This is a genomic window from Escherichia sp. B1147, assembly GCF_001660175.1.
GTDB lineage: Bacteria > Pseudomonadota > Gammaproteobacteria > Enterobacterales > Enterobacteriaceae > Escherichia > Escherichia whittamii.
Genome location: NZ_LFHY01000015.1, coordinates 16,206 through 39,992, shown reverse-complemented (window position 1 = coordinate 39,992; position 23,787 = coordinate 16,206). Strand labels below are relative to the sequence as shown.

The window sequence follows — 23,787 nt, the reverse complement described above, 5'->3', positions numbered from 1 at the left end:
GCTGCCGCGACCTTAATCCACAAATTAACAGTTTACAATGACCACTTCTCAAGAATGTGTAGTCACGCAAATTTGGCGTTTATGCATTTAATTGACGTAATCAGGAACCTAACTTACGTAATTAACAGCCGCTTATGCATTAGAGCAACATTCCAACAGGTGGTGACAATATACCCTACCGCTCAGCCAAAACAACATCAATTTGATAACAATTAATTTACTTTTAAGCAGAATTTACACGCCGTGACGCAGGCATGTTTCTCAATCACGAAATTTGATAAAATCCCGCTCTTTCATAACATTATTTCAGCCTTCTCCAGGGCAGACTGTTTGCATAAAAATTCATCTGTATGCACAATAATGTTGTATCAACCACCATATCGGGTGACTTATGCGAAGCTCGTCTAAGCAAGAAGAATTAGTTAAAGCGTTTAAAGCGTTACTTAAAGAAGAGAAATTTAGCTCCCAGGGTGAAATCGTCGCCGCATTGCAGGAGCAAGGCTTTGACAATATTAATCAGTCTAAAGTCTCGCGAATGTTGACCAAATTTGGTGCTGTACGTACCCGCAATGCAAAAATGGAAATGGTTTACTGCCTGCCAGCTGAACTGGGCGTACCTACCACTTCCAGCCCATTGAAGAACCTGGTGCTGGATATCGACTACAACGATGCTGTTGTTGTAATACATACCAGCCCTGGCGCGGCGCAGTTGATTGCGCGTCTGCTGGACTCTCTGGGCAAAGCAGAAGGTATTCTTGGCACCATCGCAGGTGATGACACCATCTTTACCACCCCTGCTAAAGGTTTCACCGTCAAAGACCTGTACGAAGCGATTTTAGAGCTGTTCGACCAGGAGCTTTAATCTCTGCCCCGTCGCGCTTTGCGACGGGGAAAATGTTGCTATCTCCTCTCGATCCCCCGTTTCTTTCTGCCTGACACTTAACAAATAGTGCCTTTTAGCATGACATTTCATTCACAAAATGAATGTATAGAGCAAATAACGCATACTCCGCAAAAAACTCATATCCAATTGATACAAAACACTTTTCCATAAAGAATGGTACTTTTTTTTAATTCTTTTAAGTTATAAAAATAATATTTTTTAACACTTAGTATCCACACCAAACAGTTAGCCAGGTATTAATTAGCTCGATAATTAGTGTATACTTAATTCTGTGATGCGGGTCACGAAACAAAGACCCAGCTAAAAGATTATGTCGAGGTAAAAATCATGAAAATCAAAACCACTGTTGCTGCATTAAGTGTGCTCTCTGTTCTCTCTTTCGGTGCTTTCGCTGCCGACTCCATTGATGCTTCTCAAGCACAAAATCGTGAAGCCATCGGCACCGTGTCCGTCAGCGGTGTAGCATCTTCTCCAATGGATATGCGTGAAATGCTGAATAAAAAAGCGGAAGAGAAAGGCGCGACTGCTTACCAGATTACCGAAGCGCGTAGCGGCGATACCTGGCACGCCACAGCTGAACTGTACAAATAAACCCTCATCGTCTTGTCCGACGATATTGCCCCCCGGTTCGGGGGCTTTTTTTGCGCTAGTGACGAACATTAAAACGCAAATGCCCTTCCAGCTCTTCCTCCGCCTCATCAAACAGCAGTATTAACGCGCCAAAACGCCGACGCGTTTTCTCCCCCAAATGAACAAATTCAATCTCCAGCGGTAGCGGCAGAACATCATTCATTAATACGTCCCACAAAGAGTCGAGGTCGCGCACCTTATCTTTATCCAGACCAAAGGTGTGCCTAAAGTCGCGATAAAAGTCCTCCTGACTCTCAATCTCATCAAAATCAAAACTATAGATATTCATCTCTTGCCACCGTCACGTTTCGCGGAAAGTTCTGCCGATCATCGCTAAGTATAGCCATGAAAAAACCGACGCTTTTGGCGTCGGTTTTGACTTAACTATCGGTCAACGCATGCTGATACTTATGGAGCATGCCCGTAAGCCGATGCACCGGTTCCGTGACCTGCGGCGGCGCTTGCCAGATGCGTAGCTTTTCCTGGTAGATTTCCAGTTCTTCCAGCAACTGACCGAAGTAGCGACGGCGTTTGTCATCGCTGCGGACAGAAATCACATGGTCCGCTGTGCGGCGCATTTGTCGGTGAAATGCCGATAAATCATCATTCACGGGTATCGGCGCATCACGCAATCGCTGGTGAGCGATAATCATCGTTAACGCCAGGCGAAACTTCGGCAAATCGCCGGGAAATTTATTCATCAGCAAAAACAACTGCTGATAAAGCGCAGGCAGATGGTTCTCTTTACGCCGGGCGACATTGGTGGTCATCGCGGAAACAGCGGCAGAAACAAACTGATTAAGCAGCACGCGCCCGGTCCTGTCGCGCGATTTATCCCGCACCAGCAGAATGACGATGAACGCCAGCACACAGCCCACAATTTGCCCCAGCGCACTATCGAGAAACTGACTGAACTGAAAGGTCATCGGGTTATCCAACACGATAATATTAATGGTACTGGCCAGCGCCCCCATCGATCCCAACCGCCGTTTCTGCACTTCAATACCAAGGAAGAATCCCAACACCGCCAGGCTAAGGCACAGCAGCAACATACTCTGTTGGGTATTGGGGATAATCACCAAAAAATAGAGCAGCCCTAACGGTAGCGCCGCTACCGTGCCATAGATAAAGTCGATCGCCACCATGCGTGGATTAGGTAAACGCATTGCCAACGATGTTACGACGGCAATCATCACCATTGCGCCACTGCCGGAGGTCCATCCGGTCCACAGCCAGAACAAAGTACCCAGCATGCAGGACAGCGTGGTTCGCCAGAAGTTGACCATCGCATGATGACGCTCGGCGGATTCTACTTTTACTTCCGGCTCGCCTTGCAGGATCTCTTCTTCGGTCGCGTTGATTTTTGTGTTACTGATAACGCCTCGCTTGAGCAACTGATAACGCGTTGCCGCCGCTACCCAGCTATAAATAGTAATGGGTGTTTCGCGTTCCCCGGTCCAGGCAATCACTCGTCGCAGGCGTTTTAGCTGCTTATGGACGTCCTGTGCTGTTTCTACCGGCGTGTCAAAAAATTCGCGGAAGGTATCGGTGATCAACTCCGGGCGTGTGTTCTGAATGAGATAAGTTTCGCAGGACTGGGTTATCAGCGTCAGCGACAACGTATTGATCGCTTTTAAACGCCGATTGGCGCGCGCCCAGCGGGAAGATTCCATATTCAGGTTACTGCGCATCCCTTGCAGCGCCGTGGTGCGGCGAACCAGGTCGCCCCAGGCCTTATCAACAATCTCGCCATCACCATGTTTGATGCACAATTGCATTAGTTGATATTGCGCCACCAGCAAACTTTCCAGCTCTCGATCCACTTCTTGTTTGATCGATCGTGGAGAAAAGAGCAGATCCGCCACAATAGCACACACAATACCAATGACGATTTCACTACAACGTTCAACGGCAAACTGCGGCGTTAGCAGCGGTTCTGGCTGAATAGTGATCACAATGATCAGCGCAGTATAACCGGCAAGCCCCCACGCATAGGAGTTCTCTACACGTACCAGCGAGGAGATCCAGGTACAAAAACCAGCCCAGATACAGCACACCAGAATCATCAACAATGGCGCACGGATCATCGCAATAATGATCACCAGTCCGGCAATACAGCCTATAAATGTGCCGATGATGCGCAAAAAGCCGCGATAGCGGATGGCACCAGAGTACGGTTCGCCACCGGCGGCAAAGGCCGGACCAGCGGCAACAATCGCCGCAGTCAGTACAGCCCAGCGTGGTGTTTCAAGCTGAAAATGAAAGCCAACAAACAGCGCCAGCACAATGGCGGTCGCCAGTTTTACCGCGAAGCGAATATGTTGGTTAGCAATGGAGAAAATACCCATCGTGATTAACCAAACTCACGCAGGCGATGGGCCATTTTACGGAAGAATGAATCCTGGCTTTCGTCGCGATCTTGTTTGCCAGTGACGACCACGGTGGCGGTAGTCCCCGCAGGCCAGATATTGTCTTGCTGGTTGTCGAGGCGAATACGTACCGGCACACGTTGCGCCAGGCGCACCCATTCAAGGTTGGAATCGATGGTCGCCATACCTTTATCATCACGCGTGCTGCTGGCGTTTGTTACCCCAGCGGCGATGCTATCGACAGTCCCTTTCAGAACGGTGTTGCTGCCAAGCGGCGTGATTTCTGCGCGATACCCGGAACGTACTCCTTCCAGCTTAGTTTCTTCCATATAGGCCAGCACATAGAAGGAGTTCTGTTTCACCAGCGCGACAGCCGTTGAACCACGCGTAATAAATTCACCGGTATAGACGTTGAGATTGGTCACCCAGCCATCCGCTGGCGCGCGGATCACTGTACGTTCAAGATCCAGTTTTGCCAGATCGCGGGTTGCCTGAGCTTTCGCTAACTGATGCAAAACCGTTTGCAGCACGTTATTGGCCTGGTCAATCTCTTCACGTGACATCGCCTGTATGCCGAGACGGTTGCGACGTCCAGCCTCCTGGCGTTTTTCCTGTGCCAGCACCTGATAATAGGCAACATCGGCTTCCGCTTCTTCGAGGGCCTTTTGATAGCGCGGCTGGTCGATGGTGAACAGTACCTGTCCTTTTTTCACCAGCTGATTATCATGAACATTCACCTGGGTAATGAGTCCAGAAACGTCAGGCGCGATCGCGACGACGTCGGCGCTAAAGCGTGCGTCACGCGTCCACGGGGATTCAGTGTAATAGACCCAGGCATTAAAAATTGCGATGAAGGCCAGAATGACTAATACGACCGTGATGGCCGTACGGGAGAATTTTCTTATAAGTGTTTTCACTTCAACCTCAAACGAACAGTCGCGATATCAAATAAAACAAACAGCAATAGAGCGCGGTGTTGAACAGCGCCGGATGCCAGACAAAATCGTAGATACCTGTTGGCACAAGGACCCGGCGCACCAGCCAGAAAATCGCCAGTGATAAAAGCAATTCGAAAAATATCGGTGGGAAGGACAGCCCAAACACCACGATAACGGGAAACAGACTCATGTTGACCTTGGTTGTATAGAGAGAGCAGGTGTTGTTATTTTCAGCATCTGTCGCCGCAGAGAAGGGCATGGAAAGCCGGGCGAGAGCAACATTGCTGTAGATTGATATTTAATATATTAGCGTAACTGTTATGCTGTTATCTATATTATGTGATCTAAATCACTTTTAAGTCAGAGTGAATAATGGAACGACTAAAACGCATGTCGGTTTTCGCCAAAGTGGTTGAATTTGGTTCGTTTACCGCCGCCGCCAGACAGCTTCAAATGAGCGTTTCATCCATCAGTCAGACGGTGTCAAAACTGGAAGATGAGTTGCAGGTAAAGCTGTTAAACCGCAGCACACGCAGCATTGGCCTGACCGAAGCCGGTAGAATTTACTACCAGGGCTGTCGTCGGATGCTCCATGAAGTGCGGGATGTTCATGAGCAGTTGTACGCCTTCAATAACACGCCTATCGGGACGCTGCGCATTGGCTGTTCTTCAACTATGGCTCAAAATGTTCTCGCCGGGCTGACGGCAAAAATGTTGAAAGAGTACCCAGGTTTAAGCGTCAATCTGGTTACCGGAATTCCAGCACCCGACCTGATTGCCGACGGTCTGGATGTGGTGATCCGCGTCGGGGCGTTGCAGGATTCCAGCCTGTTTTCCCGCCGTCTGGGGGCGATGCCGATGGTGGTGTGCGCTGCTAAAAGCTATCTCACTCAGTATGGCGTACCGGAAAAACCCGCCGACTTAAGTAGTCATTCGTGGCTGGAATACAGCGTGCGTCCGGACAATGAATTTGAACTGATCGCGCCAGAAGGGATCTCGACTCGCCTTATCCCGCAGGGACGGTTTGTTACTAACGATCCGATGACGCTGGTGCGCTGGTTAACGGCAGGCGCCGGGATCGCGTATGTGCCGCTGATGTGGGTGATCAATGAGATCAATCGTGGGGAGCTGGAAATCCTGCTGCCGCGTTATCAGTCGGATCCACGCCCGGTTTATGCCTTGTATACCGAAAAAGATAAGCTGCCACTGAAGGTGCAGGTCGTGATCAACTCACTGACGGATTATTTTGTCGAGGTCAGCAAGTTGTTTCAGGAGATGCACGGGCGCGGGAAAGAGCATTAATTCATGTGCGTAGGCCGGTAAGCACCGCATCCGGCAACCAATGCCTGATGCAACGCTTATCGGCCTGGATAGATTACGCGGTACCGCCAACGGTCAGGTTATCAACTTTCAGCGTCGGCTGACCCACGCCAACTGGCAAACTCTGCCCTTCTTTACCGCAAACACCCACGCCGTTATCCAGTTTCAGATCGTTGCCCACCATCGAAATCTGCTGCATGGTTTCGATACCGGAACCAATCAACGTTGCACCTTTCACCGGCTTCGTTACTTTACCGTTTTCAATCAGATACGCTTCTGAGGTGGAGAAGACAAATTTGCCGGAGGTGATATCCACCTGTCCGCCGCCGAAGTTCGGCGCATAGATGCCATACTCAACGGATTCAATGATTTCCTGCGGCGTCGATTTACCCGGCAACATATAGGTGTTGGTCATACGCGGCATGGGCAGGTGAGCGTAGGATTCACGACGACCATTACCAGTCGGCGTCATCCCCATTAAGCGCGCGTTGAGTTTATCCTGCATGTAGCCTTTCAGGATCCCGTTCTCAATCAGCACGTTGTACTGGCCTGGCGTACCTTCGTCATCAATCGCCACTGAACCACGGCGATCAACCATCGTGCCATCATCCACTACCGTACACAGTTCAGATGCGACCAGTTCGCCGACCTGGCCACTGAAGACCGAAGTGCCACGGCGGTTAAAGTCGCCTTCCAGACCGTGGCCCACCGCTTCATGCAACAGCACACCTGGCCAGCCTGCGCCGAGAACCACCGGCATGGTGCCCGCAGGTGCAGCAACGGCAGAAAGGTTGACCAGCGCCATGCGCACGGCTTCTTTCGCCCATGCATCCGCACGGACTTCACCGTCGAGATCGGCAAGGAAGAACTCATAACCAAAACGACCGCCGCCGCCACTGGCACCGCGTTCGCGTTTACCGTCTTCTTCGACCAGAACGCTCACGGAAAGGCGCACCAGTGGGCGCACATCTGCCGCCAGGGTGCCGTCAGTCGCTGCAACCAAAATTAATTCATAGACGCCACTGAGGCTGGCAGTCACTTCCTGTACGCGCTTGTCGGCTTCGCGGGCAACTTTATCGACCCGGCGTAAAATATCCAGTTTATCCTCGCGACTCATGCTTTGCAGCGGATCAAGCGAGGTATACAGCGGGCTATGCTCTACCGCGCCCAGCGTCTGTACTTTGCCATCGCCACTGTCACGGACAATGGTACGCGCCGCTTGTGCGCTCTGTTCCAGCGCCAACAGGCTGATTTGGTCAGCGTAAGCAAAACCGGTTTTTTCACCGCTGATTGCACGCACGCCAACGCCCTGATCGATGTTGTAAGAACCATCTTTGATAATGCGGTCTTCTAAAACCCAGGATTCGTGATAGCTCGACTGAAAATAGAGATCGCCATAATCAAGGCGACGTTCGGTCAGTTGACCGAGGATCGCGAACAAGTCCTGATGTTTCAGGCCGTTCGCCGCTAGCAATTGTTCACTTACCAGGTTCAGACTCATCGTTTTTGCTACTCGTTAGTTACTGCGGTAGAGGATTTTTTACGGCTGCCGGATGCGGCGTGAACGCCTTATCCGGCCTACGGTTATGTTCCGGCTCGTTGGCCTTATGGCAACGATTATCTTATGAGATTGGGGCAATTACGCGCCATCGTCAAATCATTGCGCTTTTTCTTTACGCGGTTGGCGCAATACTTCGTTGATTTGCGGATCGTCCAGCGGACCCGAAATGTGATAGCGCAAAATGGAGACTTTGCTCCACAGCGGCCCCAGCACTTTACTGGCGGCAAACACTGCCGCGCCAACAATGGGGTTAACCGCAAAGGCCGCTGCCACACCCACCGTTGCAGAAATTTCTGGTGCGACAACCGCCTCCATATTCAGATCGCGACGTACCAGATTCACCGACCCTTTCATGGCGATATCCGCTTCCAGGCCATCCACCAGCGTGTCGTCAGTGTGCATAACACCGTCTTTAATCCACGCCGTGCTACGGATGGAGTCAAAATAGAAACCTTGGCCAAAGGTATCCCTGAAATCAAAGCGCAGCTTACGCATCAGAGCATCGACGCTCAATAAGCGCAGCAATTGCCCGGCGTGTCCGGTGCTGATGTCGGTAATTTCACCTTTGCCCAGTTGAGTATGGATGATGCCATTCAACGTTGCCTCATCCGGCTGCCACGGTGCTTTACGCCAGTGTAAATCGTAATCCACATTAAATGACGACTGGCGTATTGGCGTCGTGACACCAAAAAATTCAGCAGCGGCATCAATTTTCTGCCCGCGTAGTTTTCCTTTCAGCGAGGTGCGTTCGTTACCCGGATTGTTGACCCACTCGCCATCGGCAGAAAGCCGTGAAAAGCCGGTATCAATAAGCCCGTTAGCCAGCGTTAATGTATCGCCAGAAATGGTGATATCGCTGTCGATGCGACCGAGTTTTTGCCCCCAGAACCAACATTCTGCGCAACGTATTTGCGCATCCGGCCAGCCACGGAAGCTAATGTGCTCCGTTGTCGGGAAAGGTGACGACGGCGTGGAGTCACCACTGGTTTTCGCCACGCTGGGGTTGTAATAGAGATATTTAATAGTCGCCAGCCACGGCGCGTTATTGCGCATTGCCAGCGTAGCGTTGATTTCACGTCCTTGCGCCTCGATCTGAGTGCCATTTGCCATCGGTTGCGAAACAATACTCAGGTTATTCCATTGCTGATTTCCCAACGACAACGCTGGCGTACGCAACGTAATGTGCTGGGGAAAACTCACCGCACTACCGACTTTATTCGTCGCGCCTTTCTGGAAAAGTGCCAGCCACTCGGCACCATCCATCGGTGGCATATTTAACTCAACACCACTTTGTTCCGGTAACGGTGGAAGCGTTTTACTGTCTGCCGCCCAGATAGCGCGATCGAGCGTCAGCTTTTGACCGAGCAACCAGCGGCTGTTGAAATGGTTATCCGCGCCAGCCTGTCCGGTTAATTCAAAGCTATTGAGGTTGCCATCGACCTTAATGTTAACCGGCAGCGGTTCGCCAGCGGGTTTGGCTAACGGCGAAGGTAAGTGACTACTCACATTCTTCAGATCACCGTTTAGTTCTACGTTATACGTTGCGCCAGCATGATAAGGCAGTTCAATGCCCACTTTACCATCCCAGGCCACGCTGCCGCTTAACGCTTCGTTCACCGCTTCAGGCAGAACGCCGGTTTTCGCCGGTTGCCAGTTACCGTTGAGATTCACCGCAACCTGGTAGGCTTTTGCCCCTTCTTTGGTAGAAAAATCTACGTTCAGTGGCTGATTAAACCAGCTTGCTGTCAGTGGTTCGCTTTGCAGATCGCCATTGATAAAGCTGAATTTGCCGCTCAAATTTTTCAGTGTGCTATCAAGTGGTTTGATAAACAGACTGTTATTACGCAGCGTCACGTCGCCTTTCGCTGTAACCAGTTCGCCGTTCAGTGGAATATCGAGATGTAAGCGAGCATTCACATCGCCGTCGAGCTGGAGTTCTTGCAGGGTTGCCCCCAGAGAGTCTTTCAGCGGCGTCTCATCAAAGTAAGGACCAACAGCTTTGCCCGGACCTTTAATGTCAGCATCAATCAGCAATTTTTCTTTCGAGTAGTCAGGGATCACTGCGGTGAGATTACTCGCGCGCACGCCGCCCAGATTGACGCCATCGGTTTTCATCCATAAACCGTCGTTTATGAAGTCCAGTTCAATATCAAGATTAGTTAACGCTGGCCAGTCTGGCTGGAAGGCAAACTTCGCGTTACGCAGCGGCACCAGCACCTCAAACTGACCTTCGTTGTGTTTGTAGGGGAAAAGATGCGGATTGCCGCCATAAACCAGCGTCGCGTTATCCGCTTCACCGCCCTGAATTGCGCCACTTAAGTAATCGACTAACTCTTTCCCCATCAGATTTTCCGGGAAATAGCGCCACGCCTGTGAACCATCATCGGTACTGATACCAGCCAGAATGCCCAGCCAGGGTTCATCATTAGCCGGTTGCAGGTAGCGGAAACCACCGCGTGCATGGACGGCTGTGGCTTTAACATCAATGTTGCGGCCATCAAGCTGGAAACCTTTGTCATTATTCAGCCAGCTTAGGGTCGCCTTACCGTCAGCAATTTCCAACGGTGCGCGGAAAACGGTTTCGTAAGGCATCTTTGCCTTTTTCATCGACACGGTAAGCAAACCATTCTCGACGCTACCGGAAAGCGTCCCGGAGAAGTGTTCCGCACCTGGCAATAATTTCCATTGTTTCCAGGCCAGATCGCTCCACGATGCCTGAAAACGGGTCTTTTCAGCCGCCTGAAGCGGGATATCCAGCGCCAGCGTGTTAATTTTGCCGCGCGGTTGTGTTGACCGCCAGATGTCTCCCAGCGCAGGAGAAAGCTTCACTGCCAGCGGACGTACGCCTTCCAGCCCCGCCAGTTCCAGATTGCTGGCACGGATCCGCAGTTCATCACTGCGTGTATTATTCTTTCCACCAACGTCCTGTTCCGGCATCCAGGCAAGCGTCAATGCCCCACTCGGCCAGCGTTTGCCATCCATCGTGATACGGGTATCGGGAATAGAAAACTGCCAGCCAGGATGTTCACGCGTAATGTGTGCGGTGAGATTATCGACCGACAGTGAATGCATTTGCTTCTCGCCCAACCAGCTGGCACCGCCCTGTTTCAGCCAGACGTCGCCGCCGGTCACATCGCCTTTGTCGATCGTCATCCAGCCTTCAAGGGAGAATTGCGCCGTTTCCAGTGCAATGTTGTCCTGCATCCATTTGCCCAGCCACGGCTTCAGGTCAATATCATCAGCCTGTAGCCAGACGCGACCGTTACTTAACAACCCTTCATCATCACGCAAATCCATGCGAACTTGCATCACGCCGTGCTGCCCGGTCAGGCTGGAGAGACTTACCTGGCCTTCCGCGCGGTGACGACGCGGGTCATTAAGCCAGGTGAGTTGTGGGATCGCCAGTTCCGCGCGTTGACCGGATGGCGTCAGAAAGCTGACTTCACTATCGCGGAGATCGAAGTGATCGAATTGATGGAGAAAAAGATCGCTGATACGGCTGGCTTCAAGGCTGTCGTTGCCGCCGCTACTTGTGATGGGCGTATTGGTGCGAAAACGTAATTGCCAGAAAGTAAGATCGCGAAACTGCCAGCGCATATGCAGCAGGCTCTGCCAGACATCCAGCGCGAGAGTGAAGCGCTTGACGGAAAACTCGCCACCATCTTTCAGCTCCGCACGAATGTCGTGAGCTTCAAGCGTGGGGCCAAAATTCTGCCAGCTGGCGGAAAGCTGACTGGCTTCCACCGGCATGCCGGTAGCGGATTCAATTTTCTTGAGGATTTCTGGACGCCAGGCATCAAGGTGCGGCAAAGCAATACGCAGGCCGCTGACCAGCAGCGCGGTGATCACAACGAGCGCGGCTCCAGTAAGCAGTAAAATCCCCGGCAATCGCCTCACCCGTCACTCCTTGTCTGCTAAAAATGTGACTCAAAAAACCTTTGCCGGATGGCGGCCCAGCATTTGTTTACATCATGACGACGTCAAACTGCTCCTGGTTGTAGAGCGGTTCGATTTGTACTTTAACCTGCTTACCCACAAAAATTTCTACTTCTGCCAGCGAGTGCGACTCTTCGCCTTTCAACGCTTCAGCAACCGCTGGAGAAGCATAGACCAGGAAACGGTCGGAGTCGTAAGCATGGTGTACGCGAACAATCTCACGCATAATTTCATAGCATACCGTTTCCACGGTTTTCACCGTTCCGCGGCCGTGGCAAGTTGGGCATTCGTTACACAGTACATGTTCAATGCTTTCGCGGGTGCGTTTACGCGTCATTTCCACCAGCCCCAGCGCCGAAAAGCCGTTAACGCTGGTTTTCACCCGGTCTTTGCTCAACGCCTGCTCCAGCGAATGCAGTACCCGACGACGGTGATCTTCATTATTCATGTCGATGAAATCAATAATGATAATCCCGCCCAGGTTACGCAACCGTAGCTGGCGAGCAATGGCCTGCGTCGCCTCAATATTGGTATTGAAGATGGTGTCGTCCAGATTGCGATGACCGACAAACGCCCCAGTATTGATATCCACGGTGGTCATCGCTTCGGTCTGGTCGATAATCAGATAACCGCCAGACTTCAACTCAACTTTGCGTTCCAGCGCCCGCTGAATCTCGTTTTCGACATCAAAGAGATCGAAAATCGGCTGGCGCCCCGTGTAATGCTCCAGCTTGCTGGTCATCTCGGGGATGTATTCCGAAGTGAACTCAAGTAATGCTTCGTAAGTCAGGCGTGAGTCAACGCGAATGCGATCCAGCTCGGCATCGGCAAAATCACGCAGCACACGCTGCGCCAGCGCCAGTTCACCGTACAGTTGATAACGCGTCTGTGGGCGCTTTTTACGCTCCATAACTTTGGTCCAGACACGCTTCAGATAAGCGGCATCGGAGGCGAGTTCAGCTTCGCCTACGCCTTCTGCCGCAGTACGGATGATAAATCCGCCCTGCTCGTCGCAATACTCGGCGACCACTTTTTTCAGGCGATCACGTTCGGATTCACTTTCGATGCGTTGGGAAACCCCTACGTGGGACGCTCCTGGCATAAATACCAGGTAACGGGAAGGCAGCGTGATGTCCGTGGTCAGGCGCGCGCCTTTAGTACCCAGCGGATCTTTCACCACCTGAACCATCAGATCTTGCCCCTGCCGAACCAGTTCCGAGATGTCGCGCACCGTGAACTGCTTTTGTTCTTCCCCCGCCACACATTCGGTGTGCGGCATGATGTCAGAAGCGTGTAGAAACGCAGCTTTATCCAGCCCAATATCTACAAAAGCCGCCTGCATACCCGGAAGTACGCGACTTACACGACCCTTGTAGATATTGCCTACTATTCCGCGTCGCGCCTCACGTTCAATATGAATTTCCTGCAGAATACCGCCATCAATATACGCCACTCGTGTTTCCGAAGGCGTTACGTTTACCAACAATTCAGCCGTCATGTTTATCCCTTTTCTCACGCAGTGCGTTAAAATTACTCAATAATTCACACGTTTCAACCAGCGGTAAGCCGACTACGGCGTGATAGCTGCCATTTATCTTCCTGACAAAACAACCACCAAGCCCCTGAATACCGTATGCACCTGCTTTATCTAACGGTTCACCGCTGGCGACATAGCCCGCGATATCTTCATCTGTTAACGTTCTGAAAGTCACATCGGTCACCACCAGACAATCGAGAATGTACTGACTGTCGGCCAGCGCCACAGCTGTCATTACCTGATGGGTCTGCCCCGATAATTTGCGCAACATCTGTACCGCATGACCTGCATCGCGCGGTTTCTCCAGTACTTCGCCGTTCAGAATCACGATGGTATCTGCACCCAGCACCGGAAGATCCTGCGCGGCTTGCGCGACGCCCGCCTGAGCTTTCTCGCGCGCCAGACGCACAACGTATTGCTGCGCGCTCTCCTGCGGAAAACGTTGCTCCTCAATGCCCGTAACGATACGTTCAAAGGAAACGCCAAGTTGCGCAAGTAACTCCTGCCGACGCGGAGAACCGGAAGCTAAATACAGAGAAGTCATAGAAACCTTTATTGCACTGCAAACTGCTGACGAGTTTTGCGCATCAGCATGAAAATCCACGGCCAGAGCACGCCATTGACTACACTACTCCAGAACACTTCCGGTCTGAAAGAGACGTTGATCACTAAAAACTCTGCCCAGAAAACAATAATATCCACAACCAACGAAAGCAACATGACGACCAGCGCCTGCTGCCACAATGCCAGATTACGGAAAAGCTGGAATTTCAGCGCGACCAGATAAGCAATGATACTCATCGACAACGCCCGTACACCGAGCGTGGAGCCACTGATCAGATCCAGTATGGCACCCATCAAAAAACCTGTGCCCACATTTACGCGATGGGGCAAGGCGAGGCTCCAATACAATAAGATGAGCAAAACCCAGTTAGGCCGGAAAACAATAAGATTATCCGGCCAGGGCATAATTTGCAGTAATAACGCAATGAGGAAAGAGAGCCAGATAACCCAGCGCCCCTGGCTACGATAACTCGCCACTATTGCCCTCCTGGCGTACGCGCAGGTGGTTGAGTACCACTTTGCGGCGGCGTAGCCCTTTGTGGAGAGCGGTCAGCGGCGGTACCCGTTGCAGGTTGCTGCGGGCCTGGCTGGGTAATACCCGTTGCCGGTTCAGGCAGTTTTGGCCCCATTGCATCTGGCGAAGGCAACACCTGCGGCATCATTTGCATCAGGCGTTCATTAGCAACGCGATGCACCTCTTCCGGCGTCATCGGGTTGGCCCCGTTACGATCCGCCCCCCACAACAGAAGCAGATAACGTAAACGTTGCAGTCCCGCAGTCGGACGCGCCTGAATCACGGTATATGCGCGCTGGGTATCGAGTTTCACGGAAGAGACAACCGCCACCGGATAACCTTCCGGGAAACGACCGCCCAGACCTGAAGTCACCAGTACATCACCAACACGAATATCAGTATTCGCTGGCAAGTGCTCAAGCTGTAAATCATCCGTACACCCATTACCCGCCGCGATAACGCGGATATCGTTACGCAGCACCTGAATCGGCAGCGCATGGGTCGCGTCGCAGATCAGCAGTACGCGGCTGGTCATTTTTGCGACCGCCACCACCTGGCCGACCACACCTTTATCGCTAATGACTGGCTGGCCTTCGTAAACACCGTTGACACTGCCTTTGTCGATAACAACCTGATCGCTGTACGGATCGTTAACAGTGGAGATAACCTGGGTCACCATCTTCTGCTCGTCCTGACGCAGCGGAGAACCCAGAAGCTCACGCAAGCGCGCGTTCTCCTGTTTATATTGTCCCAACATCAGCAGATCGCTGTTTTTCAGCAGCAACTCCTGACGTAACGCCCGGTTTTCAAGTTCTAGTTGGTCACGCGAGGCCAGCGTCTGCGATACGCCATCCAGCAATTCACGAGGAGCATTGGAAATAAAGTAGAAAGGACTGACAGCGGTATCCATATAGGTACGGATTTGACTGAAAGTCCCCAGGCGGCTGTCGGCAATAATAATGCCGAGCGCCACCAGCACCGCCAGAATAAGGCGAATCTGTAGCGACGGGCCACGGCTAAAAATTGGCTTCATAAGTTATGCGTATTCTCGTATCAGACCAGGCAGGATGAACAGACGCTTCCCCTGCCTGCATCCGATTACTCTTCGCTGAACAGGTCGCCGCCGTGCATGTCGATCATTTCCAGCGCCTTGCCGCCACCGCGCGCCACACAGGTCAGCGGATCTTCAGCAACAACGACTGGAATGCCGGTTTCTTCCATTAATAAACGGTCAAGGTTACGCAGCAATGCGCCACCGCCAGTGAGCACCATTCCACGCTCAGAAATGTCGGAAGCCAGTTCCGGCGGACACTGCTCCAGCGCAACCATCACTGCGCTAACGATGCCGGTCAGCGGCTCTTGCAGCGCTTCGAGAATTTCGTTGGAGTTCAGCGTAAAGCCACGTGGAACGCCTTCAGCCAGGTTACGACCACGAACTTCAATTTCACGCACTTCATCGCCCGGATAAGCCGAACCGATTTCGTGTTTAATACGCTCTGCTGTCGCTTCACCGATCAAGGAACCGTAGTTACGACGAACATAGTTGATAATGGCTTCGTCAAAGCGGTCGCCGCCGATGCGTACAGAAGAGGAGTAAACCACGCCATTCAACGAGATTACGGCAACTTCAGTAGTACCACCGCCGATATCAACCACCATGGAACCAGTCGCTTCAGAAACCGGCAGACCGGCGCCAATTGCCGCAGCCATCGGCTCTTCAATCAGGAACACTTCACGGGCGCCTGCGCCCTGCGCGGATTCACGGATTGCGCGGCGTTCAACCTGGGTTGCGCCAACCGGCACACAGACCAGAACGCGCGGGCTTGGGCGCATAAAGCTGTTGCTGTGCACTTGCTTAATGAAGTGCTGGAGCATTTTTTCAGTCACGAAGAAGTCAGCGATTACGCCATCTTTCATGGGGCGAATAGCAGCAATATTGCCCGGCGTACGGCCCAGCATCTGCTTCGCATCATGACCAACTGCAGCCACGCTTTTTGGTGAACCGGCACGATCCTGACGAATGGCCACAACGGAAGGCTCATTCAATACGATGCCTTGTCCTTTTACATAAATGAGGGTATTCGCAGTACCCAAGTCAATGGACAAGTCATTGGAAAACATGCCACGAAATTTTTTCAACATACTAAGGGATAATCCTGAAAGCTGGGGCGGAAAAGAAAATCCGCTTACTTTACCAACCACACGCAGCAGCGACAAGGCGCAAAAATCATCTGCTACGGTGAAAATTAGTGCAGTTCGTTTCCTTTGTTACAAATCTCTGCCTGAGTCCAGATAAGGCTAAATGCGTCAACAGCATTCCTCGCCTGTTTGCAACTGCGTAAGGTCATTCATCTGCATATGTGCTGCAACAATCTGGCGAGCAGATAAGCACACTCCCACGAGACGCAGCGCGCGTTATTCTACGTGAAAACGGATCAAACGGCAGGTTAAACCGAGTATCTTTGTGAATATTTTTTCACGTTAGTATCAAGTGGCTGTGAGGACGCGAAAAAATCCCCCTGACCACCCAAAACCCCGCGCTGAATCAGGGTCTGCCACTCGCTTCGCGAACGTACGCCAGTCGCGTAAACCTGGGTGTTGGTCCCGGAACAGGCTTCTACCATGCTCTGAACCAACAATTGGTTTTCCGTTCGCTTCTCAATATTTCTTACCAGCCCCGGATGAAGCTTGAGTAATTCGACATTAAGTTCTTTGATCCAACTGGTACTTACCAGCGTCAATCCAGCCTGGTTAACGGCGACTCGAACCCCTAAAGCATTCACCAAACGAATGACAGGTTGCAAGCGACCGATATGTTGACCAACATCAGCCTCTGCAAGTTCAATAATTATGCGTTTTCGTTGCGATTTTTCACACTGCATCAACGTATCGCGCAGCCAACGCTGGAAACGCGGGCGGATCAACGACTCAACGGTCACCTGAATCGCCAGATTTTCTTGCGGCCAATAGCGTAACAGCGGAATGAGACGACTGATTTGCAGGCGGTCATACTCTTCCGATAAACCAAACTGCAACACCATCGGCATATATTCCGCCGAGCTTACCTCTTCATTACCATCAAAGATGCGACACATAATTTCGCGATGATGAACCTGCCCCTCCCGGGTGACCGCAGGTTTTTGATAAAGCCGCGGACCGCCACGACTCAACATTTGTTCGATTAGCGTACGCCAGCGAACGTTGCCGCGCCCTTTTTCTGGTAATGAGTCATCGTAAATCGCCCAGCTATTACCACCCTGTAATCCCGCATTACGCGTGGCGGATTCGGCATGTTCCATCACCTGTTCTGTTTCCTGGCCACTACGCCAGGCACAGATGCCGATATGAATCATATCTTCACGATCGAGCATTTTATTGCTCGGCAAGGTATCAATCGCTTTGATCAACTGCCCGGCAATGCTCTCCGCCTCTTTTAATGTCCGGTGCGGCAACAGCGCGGCAAAATCGCTACGGTGATAGCGCGCCAGCAGTGCGCCTGGATAGCGCATCATAAATGTCGACAGTAGATTTGTCAGAGCAAAGAGCTGTTCTTCGGCCTGGCTGTGTCCCCACGTGTCGCTCAACATATTGAAATCAGGCAGACGGATCATCATCACGATCCCGTGAGTCCCTACCTTCTCTTGATCTTCCAGTAAGGTAGCCAACTGGTTGTCGAAAAAGAGACGGTTATTGAGGCCGGTTTTGATGTCCTGCGCGGCGTAAGAGCGAATCAGCGTATCAAGACGGCTGTGCTGTTCTCGCGCATTCTGAATTTCTGAAAGCAGCATATCCAGCGCACTGCTGGTCCCTGGCGGCCATTCATAGATGGAGCCAAGCACATTCGGCCCACGCTCCCCGTTTAAGATGCGCGCCGAGCGGGTTTCCAGTAGTTCTTGCCCGGCAAGTTGCCGCTGCAGCCAGCGTACTGCAAGGAAAAGCATAATAATGATAAAACCAATTGCACCAGTGAGCGGCGCGGTGGTCATCAGCGAGTGAAAATAGTTTCCCATCGGGTCCTGATAAACCAGACGTAGCGACATCCCCGGATGTTTAACTAACGGAACAGTCAGTTCGCGAAACAGATCGCTGGTGCCAACAGGGCGGTAACTCCCCTGACGGGAAAGGGTATAAACCTGTTTGTTATCATGCAACAGGTCCACGCGAACGATATCTGCCAACATCATCAGTTCACTGATTTGTGGCCTCAGCGAGCTGAAATCAGACGACACCAGATGCGTATCGATAGCCGTCGCCACCGCCTGAACGCGATGACTAAACTTATACTGAATCGCGTTATAGAAACTTAACGAGCAGCCCATCAGAGTCACAAAGATCGTTAGCCCAGTGAGCAGCGTGACAAAGGCTGAAAATTTCGTCGTTAATCTCATCCTTGTGTTAACTCCGATAGTGAGGAAGCGGGCATACTAGCAAATCAGATTTATCTCGCAATTTATTGCGCTTCATCGGCTTTGCTTTTCAATTAGCGAGTATAGTCTTCAGAAATTATTTTCCAATCCATCATGCACATGAGGACCTCTTATGCAGGCGTTACTTTTAGAACAGCAGGACGGCAAAACCCTCGCATCTGTACAGACTCTGGACGCAAGTCGCCTGCCGGAAGGCAATGTAACGGTCGATATCCACTGGTCGAGCCTGAATTATAAAGATGCGCTGGCAATAACCGGTAAAGGAAAAATAATCCGCAATTTTCCGATGATTCCTGGCATCGACTTCGCCGGAACCGTACGCACCAGCGAAGATCCCCGTTTTCATACTGGTCAGGAAGTGTTACTCACGGGCTGGGGTGTTGGTGAAAATCATTGGGGCGGACTGGCAGAACAAGCGCGCGTGAAAGGCGACTGGTTGGTTGCCATGCCGCAAGGTCTGGATGCGCGTAAAGCGATGATTATTGGTACTGCCGGGTTTACAGCCATGCTGTGCGTGCTGGCACTGGAAGATGCCGGTATTCGCCCGCAAGATGGCGAGATTGTGGTGACGGGCGCTAGTGGCGGCGTCGGCAGCACCGCCGTGGCGCTGTTGCATAAGCTGGGATATCAGGTGGTTGCCGTTTCTGGTCGCGAAAGCACCCATGAGTATCTGAAAAGTTTAGGCGCCAGCCGAATTCTGCCGCGTGATGAATTTGCTGAATCCCGCCCACTGGAAAAACAGCTTTGGGCCGGCGCTGTTGACACCGTGGGCGACAAAGTGCTGGCTAAAGTGCTGGCGCAAATGAACTACGGCGGCTGTGTGGCAGCGTGTGGTCTGGCTGGCGGTTTTACCCTGCCAACCACCGTCATGCCGTTTATCCTGCGTAACGTTCGCTTGCAGGGCGTGGATTCGGTGATGACCCCAGCAGAGCGCCGTACGCAAGCCTGGCAACGTCTGGTTGCCGATTTACCGGAATCATTCTACTCACAGGCTGCAAAAGAGATTTCCCTGGCTGATGCGCCAAAATTTGCCGAGGCCATTATTAACAATCAGATCCAGGGCCGTACGCTGGTAAAAATTAACTAAGCGTTAGTATAAAATAATTTACATATCGTTAACGAATTTTAGCAGCACTTTGACATTCTCCCTGCCATAGTAATCATGAGCATACCGGGAGTCTGTTATGAAAAAAATTCGTCAACTTACAGAAGCCGATGTCACTGCTGAATCGGCTTTTTTTATGCAACGTCGGCAAGTTCTGAAAGCATTAGGCATCAGCGCTGCCGCCCTCTCTTTACCAAACGCCGCCCACGCGGATTTGCTTGGCTGGTTCAAAGGGAACGATCGCCCGCCCGCACCTGCAGGAAAATCCCTGGAGTTCAGCAAACCTGCTGCCTGGCAAAATAACCTGCCACTGACACCGGAAAATAAAGTTTCCGGCTACAACAATTTCTATGAGTTTGGGCTGGATAAAGCGGATCCAGCAGCGAATGCTGGCAGCCTGAAAACCGATCCGTGGACGTTGAAAATCAGTGGTGAAGTCAGTAAACCGTTAACCCTCGACCACGATGCGCTAACCCGTCGATTCCCGTTAGAAGAGCGGATTTACCGGATGCGCTGCGTGGAAGCGTGGTCGATGGTGGTGCCGTGGATTGGTTTTCCGCTGCATAAATTGTTGGCGCTGGCAGAGCCGAACAGCAACGCGAAGTACGTCGCTTTCGAAACAATTTATGCACCGGAACAAATGCCCGGCCAGCAGGACAGGTTTATCGGCGGCGGTCTGAAATATCCCTATGTAGAAGGATTACGTCTCGACGAGGCAATGCATCCGCTCACACTGATGACCGTCGGCGTCTATGGCAAGGCGTTGCCGCCGCAAAACGGCGCGCCGGTACGCCTGATTGTGCCATGGAAATATGGCTTTAAAGGCATCAAGTCGATAGTGAGTATAAAGTTGACCCGTGAACGCCCACCAACCACCTGGAATCTTTCGGCCCCCAACGAATACGGCTTTTACGCCAACGTCAACCCGCATGTTGATCACCCTCGCTGGTCGCAGGCCACTGAGCGATTTATCGGTTCAGGCGGCATCCTGGATGTGCAACGCCAGCCGACACTGTTATTTAACGGCTACGCCGATGAAGTAGCGTCACTATATCGCGGGCTGGATCTACGGGAGAACTTCTAAGTGCGTTTGACTGCAAAACAGATTACCTGGCTGAAAATTTGCCTGCATCTTGCCGGATTTTTGCCGTTTGTCTGGCTGGTTTGGGCAATCAATCATGGCGGGTTAAGTGCCGACCCGGTGAAAGATATTCAGCATTTTACCGGTCGGACTGCGCTGAAATTTTTATTGGCGACGTTGTTAATTACTCCGCTGGCGCGCTACGCTAAACAGCCATTATTGATTCGCACCCGCCGCCTGTTAGGTTTATGGTGTTTCGCCTGGGCGACGCTGCACTTAACCAGTTATGCATTGCTGGAACTTGGCGTGAACAACCTGGCGTTATTAGGTCAGGAATTAATCACCCGGCCTTATTTAACCCTGGGTATTATCAGTTGGTTGATTTTGCTTGCTTTAGCATTCACTTCCACACAAGCGATACAGCGAAAACTAGGCAAACACTGGCAACAATTGCATAACTTCGTCTATCTTGTCGCGATCCTGGCCCCCATACATTATCTGTGGTCAGTGAAGATTATCTCACCGCAGCCGATCATCTACGCCGGGCTGGCATTACTGCTTTTAGCCTTACGTTATAAGAAGTTCCGTCAATGGAGGCGCTAATTACGTGAACTGTGCGGCTTATTGCAAATTACGCGACGTTGAAAGTTATTTACATGTTAGCTGTTGATTATCTTCCCTGATAAGACCAGTATTTAGCTGCCATTTGCTACGAAATCGTTATAATGTGCGACCTCGTTCTACCTTAGGCAGTTTTTAAGCTGCTGAAAAGGTGACAATGGCGCAACGAAGGTATATTTTGTTTTTTGCCGGAGGATAGCAGCAGATCGCTGCACAATGTCCGTCAAGTATCACATTGACACTCTGGGGCAAAATAGACCGGCGTCCCGGCCTGCTGAAATTTACCGCTATGCATACAGCTGTCGGGGCATACGCTTTACAGACGGCGGTGAAACGCCTGTCACAATCACACTAAACAAAGAGTACGGAACCCACTCATGGATATTCGTAAGATTAAAAAACTGATCGAGCTGGTTGAAGAATCAGGCATCTCTGAACTGGAAATTTCTGAAGGCGAAGAGTCAGTACGCATCAGCCGTGCAGCACCTGCCGCAAGTTTCCCGATGATGCAACAAGCTTACGCTGCACCAATGATGCAGCAGCCAGCTCAATCTAACGCAGCCGCTCCGGCGACCGTTCCTTCCATGGAAGCGCCAGCAGCAGCGGAAATCAGTGGTCACATCGTACGTTCCCCAATGGTTGGTACTTTCTACCGCACCCCAAGCCCGGACGCGAAAGCGTTCATCGAAGTGGGTCAGAAAGTGAACGTGGGCGATACCCTGTGCATCGTTGAAGCCATGAAAATGATGAACCAGATCGAAGCAGACAAATCCGGTACTGTGAAAGCAATTCTGGTCGAAAGTGGACAACCGGTAGAATTTGACGAGCCGCTGGTCGTCATCGAGTAACGAGGCGAACATGCTGGATAAAATTGTTATTGCCAACCGCGGCGAGATTGCATTGCGTATTCTTCGTGCCTGTAAAGAACTGGGCATCAAGACTGTCGCTGTGCACTCCAGCGCGGATCGCGATCTAAAACACGTATTACTGGCAGATGAAACGGTCTGTATCGGCCCTGCTCCGTCAGTAAAAAGTTATCTGAACATCCCGGCAATCATCAGCGCCGCTGAAATCACCGGCGCAGTAGCAATCCATCCGGGTTACGGCTTCCTCTCCGAGAACGCCAACTTTGCCGAGCAGGTTGAACGCTCCGGCTTTATCTTCATCGGCCCGAAAGCCGACACCATTCGCCTGATGGGCGACAAAGTGTCGGCAATCGCCGCGATGAAAAAAGCAGGCGTTCCTTGCGTACCGGGTTCTGACGGCCCGCTGGGCGACGATATGGATAAAAACCGTGCCATTGCTAAACGCATTGGTTACCCGGTGATTATCAAAGCCTCCGGCGGCGGCGGCGGTCGTGGTATGCGCGTAGTACGCGGCGACGCTGAACTGGCACAATCTATCTCCATGACTCGTGCGGAAGCGAAAGCTGCTTTCAGCAACGATATGGTTTACATGGAGAAATACCTGGAAAATCCTCGCCACGTCGAGATCCAGGTACTGGCTGATGGCCAGGGCAACGCAATCTATCTGGCGGAACGTGACTGCTCCATGCAGCGTCGTCACCAGAAAGTGGTCGAAGAAGCACCGGCACCGGGCATTACCCCGGAACTGCGCCGCTACATCGGCGAACGTTGTGCTAAAGCGTGTGTTGATATCGGCTATCGCGGTGCTGGTACGTTTGAGTTCCTGTTCGAAAACGGCGAGTTCTATTTCATCGAAATGAACACCCGTATTCAGGTAGAGCACCCGGTTACTGAAATGATCACCGGTGTTGACCTGATCAAAGAACAGCTGCGTATCGCTGCCGGTCAGCCGCTGTCTATCAAGCAAGAAGAAGTTCACGTTCGCGGCCATGCGGTGGAATGCCGTATCAACGCCGAAGATCCGAATACCTTCTTGCCAAGCCCGGGCAAAATCACCCGTTTCCACGCGCCAGGCGGTTTTGGTGTGCGTTGGGAGTCTCATATCTACGCGGGATACACCGTGCCGCCGTACTATGACTCAATGATCGGTAAACTGATTTGCTACGGTGAAAACCGCGACGTGGCGATTGCGCGCATGAAGAATGCATTGCAAGAGCTGATCATCGACGGTATTAAAACCAACGTTGATCTGCAGATCCGTATCATGAACGACGAGAACTTCCAGCATGGTGGAACTAACATCCACTATCTGGAGAAAAAACTCGGTCTTCAGGAAAAATAAGACAGCAAAAGCGTCAAAAGGCCGGAATTTCCGGCCTTTTTTATTTCTGGGGATCGACAAGCCCCATAAGGT

The 23,787-nt window shown here is 51.7% G+C and carries 20 protein-coding genes; 8 read left to right on the top strand and 12 right to left on the bottom strand.

The genetic code is table 11. The annotated features are described in order from the left end of the window. Positions 1 to 391: 391 nt before the first annotated feature. Together argR and yhcN are read left to right on the top strand one after the other, a co-directional pair. Positions 392 to 862, top strand: coding sequence for a transcriptional regulator ArgR (argR, locus tag A9180_RS15125; protein WP_064529494.1), 471 nt, complete (start codon positions 392 to 394; stop codon positions 860 to 862). Positions 863 to 1,231: 369 nt separating this feature from the next. After that, a complete protein-coding gene (yhcN, locus tag A9180_RS15120; RefSeq protein WP_064529493.1) occupies positions 1,232 to 1,495 on the top strand; it encodes a peroxide/acid stress response protein YhcN in 264 nt (87 codons plus the stop codon). Positions 1,496 to 1,550: 55 nt separating this feature from the next. Here the strand turns inward: yhcN and A9180_RS15115 are convergent, their stop codons facing one another. The 4 genes from A9180_RS15115 to aaeX form a co-directional block, all read right to left on the bottom strand. Then, the gene (locus A9180_RS15115) at positions 1,551 to 1,823 is read right to left on the bottom strand and encodes a hypothetical protein (RefSeq protein WP_064529492.1); all 273 of its coding nucleotides are present in this window, start codon (positions 1,821 to 1,823) and stop codon (positions 1,551 to 1,553) included. Between the two features lie 91 nt (positions 1,824 to 1,914). Then, complete coding sequence (gene aaeB, locus A9180_RS15110; RefSeq protein ID WP_064529491.1) at positions 1,915 to 3,882, bottom strand: p-hydroxybenzoic acid efflux pump subunit AaeB; 1,968 nt, start codon at positions 3,880 to 3,882, stop codon at positions 1,915 to 1,917. A 5-nt stretch (positions 3,883 to 3,887) separates the two neighbouring features. Next, the gene (gene aaeA / locus A9180_RS15105) at positions 3,888 to 4,820 is read right to left on the bottom strand and encodes a p-hydroxybenzoic acid efflux pump subunit AaeA (protein WP_064529490.1); all 933 of its coding nucleotides are present in this window, start codon (positions 4,818 to 4,820) and stop codon (positions 3,888 to 3,890) included. Between the two features lie 7 nt (positions 4,821 to 4,827). After that, positions 4,828 to 5,031 (bottom strand): p-hydroxybenzoic acid efflux pump operon protein AaeX, encoded by a 204-nt coding sequence (aaeX, locus tag A9180_RS15100; RefSeq protein ID WP_000051841.1) that lies wholly within the window; start codon positions 5,029 to 5,031, stop codon positions 4,828 to 4,830. 182 nt (positions 5,032 to 5,213) lie between these two features. Here aaeX and aaeR point away from each other — a divergent pair, with 182 nt between their 5' ends. After that, entirely contained in the window at positions 5,214 to 6,143 is a 930-nt protein-coding gene (aaeR, locus tag A9180_RS15095) for an HTH-type transcriptional activator AaeR (protein ID WP_064529489.1), read from the top strand. A 73-nt stretch (positions 6,144 to 6,216) separates the two neighbouring features. Here the strand turns inward: aaeR and tldD are convergent, their stop codons facing one another. From tldD to csrD, 8 genes are all read right to left on the bottom strand, one after another. Beyond that, the gene (gene tldD / locus A9180_RS15090) at positions 6,217 to 7,662 is read right to left on the bottom strand and encodes a metalloprotease TldD (protein WP_064529488.1); all 1,446 of its coding nucleotides are present in this window, start codon (positions 7,660 to 7,662) and stop codon (positions 6,217 to 6,219) included. 156 nt (positions 7,663 to 7,818) lie between these two features. Next, the gene (gene yhdP, locus A9180_RS15085; protein WP_064529487.1) at positions 7,819 to 11,619 is read right to left on the bottom strand and encodes an AsmA2 domain-containing protein YhdP; all 3,801 of its coding nucleotides are present in this window, start codon (positions 11,617 to 11,619) and stop codon (positions 7,819 to 7,821) included. A 67-nt stretch (positions 11,620 to 11,686) separates the two neighbouring features. Next, positions 11,687 to 13,156 carry a ribonuclease G gene (rng, locus tag A9180_RS15080; RefSeq protein ID WP_064529486.1) on the bottom strand — a complete coding sequence of 490 codons (1,470 nt, stop codon included), beginning with the start codon at positions 13,154 to 13,156 and terminating at the stop codon, positions 11,687 to 11,689. Then, positions 13,146 to 13,739, bottom strand: coding sequence for a nucleoside triphosphate pyrophosphatase YhdE (gene yhdE, locus A9180_RS15075; protein ID WP_064529485.1), 594 nt, complete (start codon positions 13,737 to 13,739; stop codon positions 13,146 to 13,148). Before yhdE ends, rng begins: the two co-directional genes overlap by 11 nt. An 8-nt stretch (positions 13,740 to 13,747) precedes the next feature. Continuing rightward, complete coding sequence (mreD, locus tag A9180_RS15070; RefSeq protein ID WP_064529484.1) at positions 13,748 to 14,236, bottom strand: rod shape-determining protein MreD; 489 nt, start codon at positions 14,234 to 14,236, stop codon at positions 13,748 to 13,750. Further along, positions 14,236 to 15,306, bottom strand: a complete 1,071-nt coding sequence (gene mreC, locus A9180_RS15065) for a rod shape-determining protein MreC (RefSeq protein ID WP_064529483.1) — start codon at positions 15,304 to 15,306, stop codon at positions 14,236 to 14,238. The genes mreD and mreC overlap by 1 nt, the downstream gene beginning before the upstream one ends. A 65-nt stretch (positions 15,307 to 15,371) precedes the next feature. Then, a complete protein-coding gene (mreB, locus tag A9180_RS15060) occupies positions 15,372 to 16,415 on the bottom strand; it encodes a rod shape-determining protein MreB (RefSeq protein WP_000913396.1) in 1,044 nt (347 codons plus the stop codon). Between the two features lie 305 nt (positions 16,416 to 16,720). After that, positions 16,721 to 18,661, bottom strand: coding sequence for an RNase E specificity factor CsrD (csrD, locus tag A9180_RS15055; RefSeq protein ID WP_064529482.1), 1,941 nt, complete (start codon positions 18,659 to 18,661; stop codon positions 16,721 to 16,723). 151 nt (positions 18,662 to 18,812) lie between these two features. Here csrD and A9180_RS15050 point away from each other — a divergent pair, with 151 nt between their 5' ends. The 5 genes from A9180_RS15050 (at position 18,813) to accC (ending at position 23,715) form a co-directional block, all read left to right on the top strand. Beyond that, on the top strand, positions 18,813 to 19,787 hold the full coding sequence (locus A9180_RS15050; protein WP_064529481.1) for an MDR family oxidoreductase: 975 nt from the start codon (positions 18,813 to 18,815) through the stop codon (positions 19,785 to 19,787). 97 nt (positions 19,788 to 19,884) lie between these two features. Next, complete coding sequence (gene msrP / locus A9180_RS15045) at positions 19,885 to 20,889, top strand: protein-methionine-sulfoxide reductase catalytic subunit MsrP (RefSeq protein WP_064529480.1); 1,005 nt, start codon at positions 19,885 to 19,887, stop codon at positions 20,887 to 20,889. Beyond that, positions 20,890 to 21,489 carry a protein-methionine-sulfoxide reductase heme-binding subunit MsrQ gene (gene msrQ / locus A9180_RS15040; protein WP_064529479.1) on the top strand — a complete coding sequence of 200 codons (600 nt, stop codon included), beginning with the start codon at positions 20,890 to 20,892 and terminating at the stop codon, positions 21,487 to 21,489. It begins immediately after the preceding gene. A 395-nt stretch (positions 21,490 to 21,884) separates the two neighbouring features. Next, entirely contained in the window at positions 21,885 to 22,355 is a 471-nt protein-coding gene (gene accB / locus A9180_RS15035; protein WP_000354618.1) for an acetyl-CoA carboxylase biotin carboxyl carrier protein, read from the top strand. A gap of 10 nt (positions 22,356 to 22,365) precedes the next feature. Beyond that, positions 22,366 to 23,715: an acetyl-CoA carboxylase biotin carboxylase subunit gene (accC, locus tag A9180_RS15030; protein WP_000884622.1), complete on the top strand. Its 1,350-nt coding sequence runs from the start codon at positions 22,366 to 22,368 to the stop codon at positions 23,713 to 23,715. Positions 23,716 to 23,787: the final 72 nt, after the last annotated feature.

What these genes read in the sequence shown, in the direction of transcription:
- argR (WP_064529494.1), top strand. Translation starts at nt 392, where the DNA reads ATGCGAAGCTCGTCTAAGCAAGAAGAATTAGTTAAAGCGTTTAAAGCG.
- yhcN (WP_064529493.1), top strand. Translation starts at nt 1,232, where the DNA reads ATGAAAATCAAAACCACTGTTGCTGCATTAAGTGTGCTCTCTGTTCTC.
- A9180_RS15115 (WP_064529492.1), bottom strand. Translation starts at nt 1,823, where the DNA reads ATGAATATCTATAGTTTTGATTTTGATGAGATTGAGAGTCAGGAGGAC.
- aaeB (WP_064529491.1), bottom strand. Translation starts at nt 3,882, where the DNA reads ATGGGTATTTTCTCCATTGCTAACCAACATATTCGCTTCGCGGTAAAA.
- aaeX (WP_000051841.1), bottom strand. Translation starts at nt 5,031, where the DNA reads ATGAGTCTGTTTCCCGTTATCGTGGTGTTTGGGCTGTCCTTCCCACCG.
- aaeR (WP_064529489.1), top strand. Translation starts at nt 5,214, where the DNA reads ATGGAACGACTAAAACGCATGTCGGTTTTCGCCAAAGTGGTTGAATTT.
- tldD (WP_064529488.1), bottom strand. Translation starts at nt 7,662, where the DNA reads ATGAGTCTGAACCTGGTAAGTGAACAATTGCTAGCGGCGAACGGCCTG.
- rng (WP_064529486.1), bottom strand. Translation starts at nt 13,156, where the DNA reads ATGACGGCTGAATTGTTGGTAAACGTAACGCCTTCGGAAACACGAGTG.
- yhdE (WP_064529485.1), bottom strand. Translation starts at nt 13,739, where the DNA reads ATGACTTCTCTGTATTTAGCTTCCGGTTCTCCGCGTCGGCAGGAGTTA.
- mreC (WP_064529483.1), bottom strand. Translation starts at nt 15,306, where the DNA reads ATGAAGCCAATTTTTAGCCGTGGCCCGTCGCTACAGATTCGCCTTATT.
- mreB (WP_000913396.1), bottom strand. Translation starts at nt 16,415, where the DNA reads ATGTTGAAAAAATTTCGTGGCATGTTTTCCAATGACTTGTCCATTGAC.
- csrD (WP_064529482.1), bottom strand. Translation starts at nt 18,661, where the DNA reads ATGAGATTAACGACGAAATTTTCAGCCTTTGTCACGCTGCTCACTGGG.
- A9180_RS15050 (WP_064529481.1), top strand. Translation starts at nt 18,813, where the DNA reads ATGCAGGCGTTACTTTTAGAACAGCAGGACGGCAAAACCCTCGCATCT.
- msrP (WP_064529480.1), top strand. Translation starts at nt 19,885, where the DNA reads ATGAAAAAAATTCGTCAACTTACAGAAGCCGATGTCACTGCTGAATCG.
- accB (WP_000354618.1), top strand. Translation starts at nt 21,885, where the DNA reads ATGGATATTCGTAAGATTAAAAAACTGATCGAGCTGGTTGAAGAATCA.
- accC (WP_000884622.1), top strand. Translation starts at nt 22,366, where the DNA reads ATGCTGGATAAAATTGTTATTGCCAACCGCGGCGAGATTGCATTGCGT.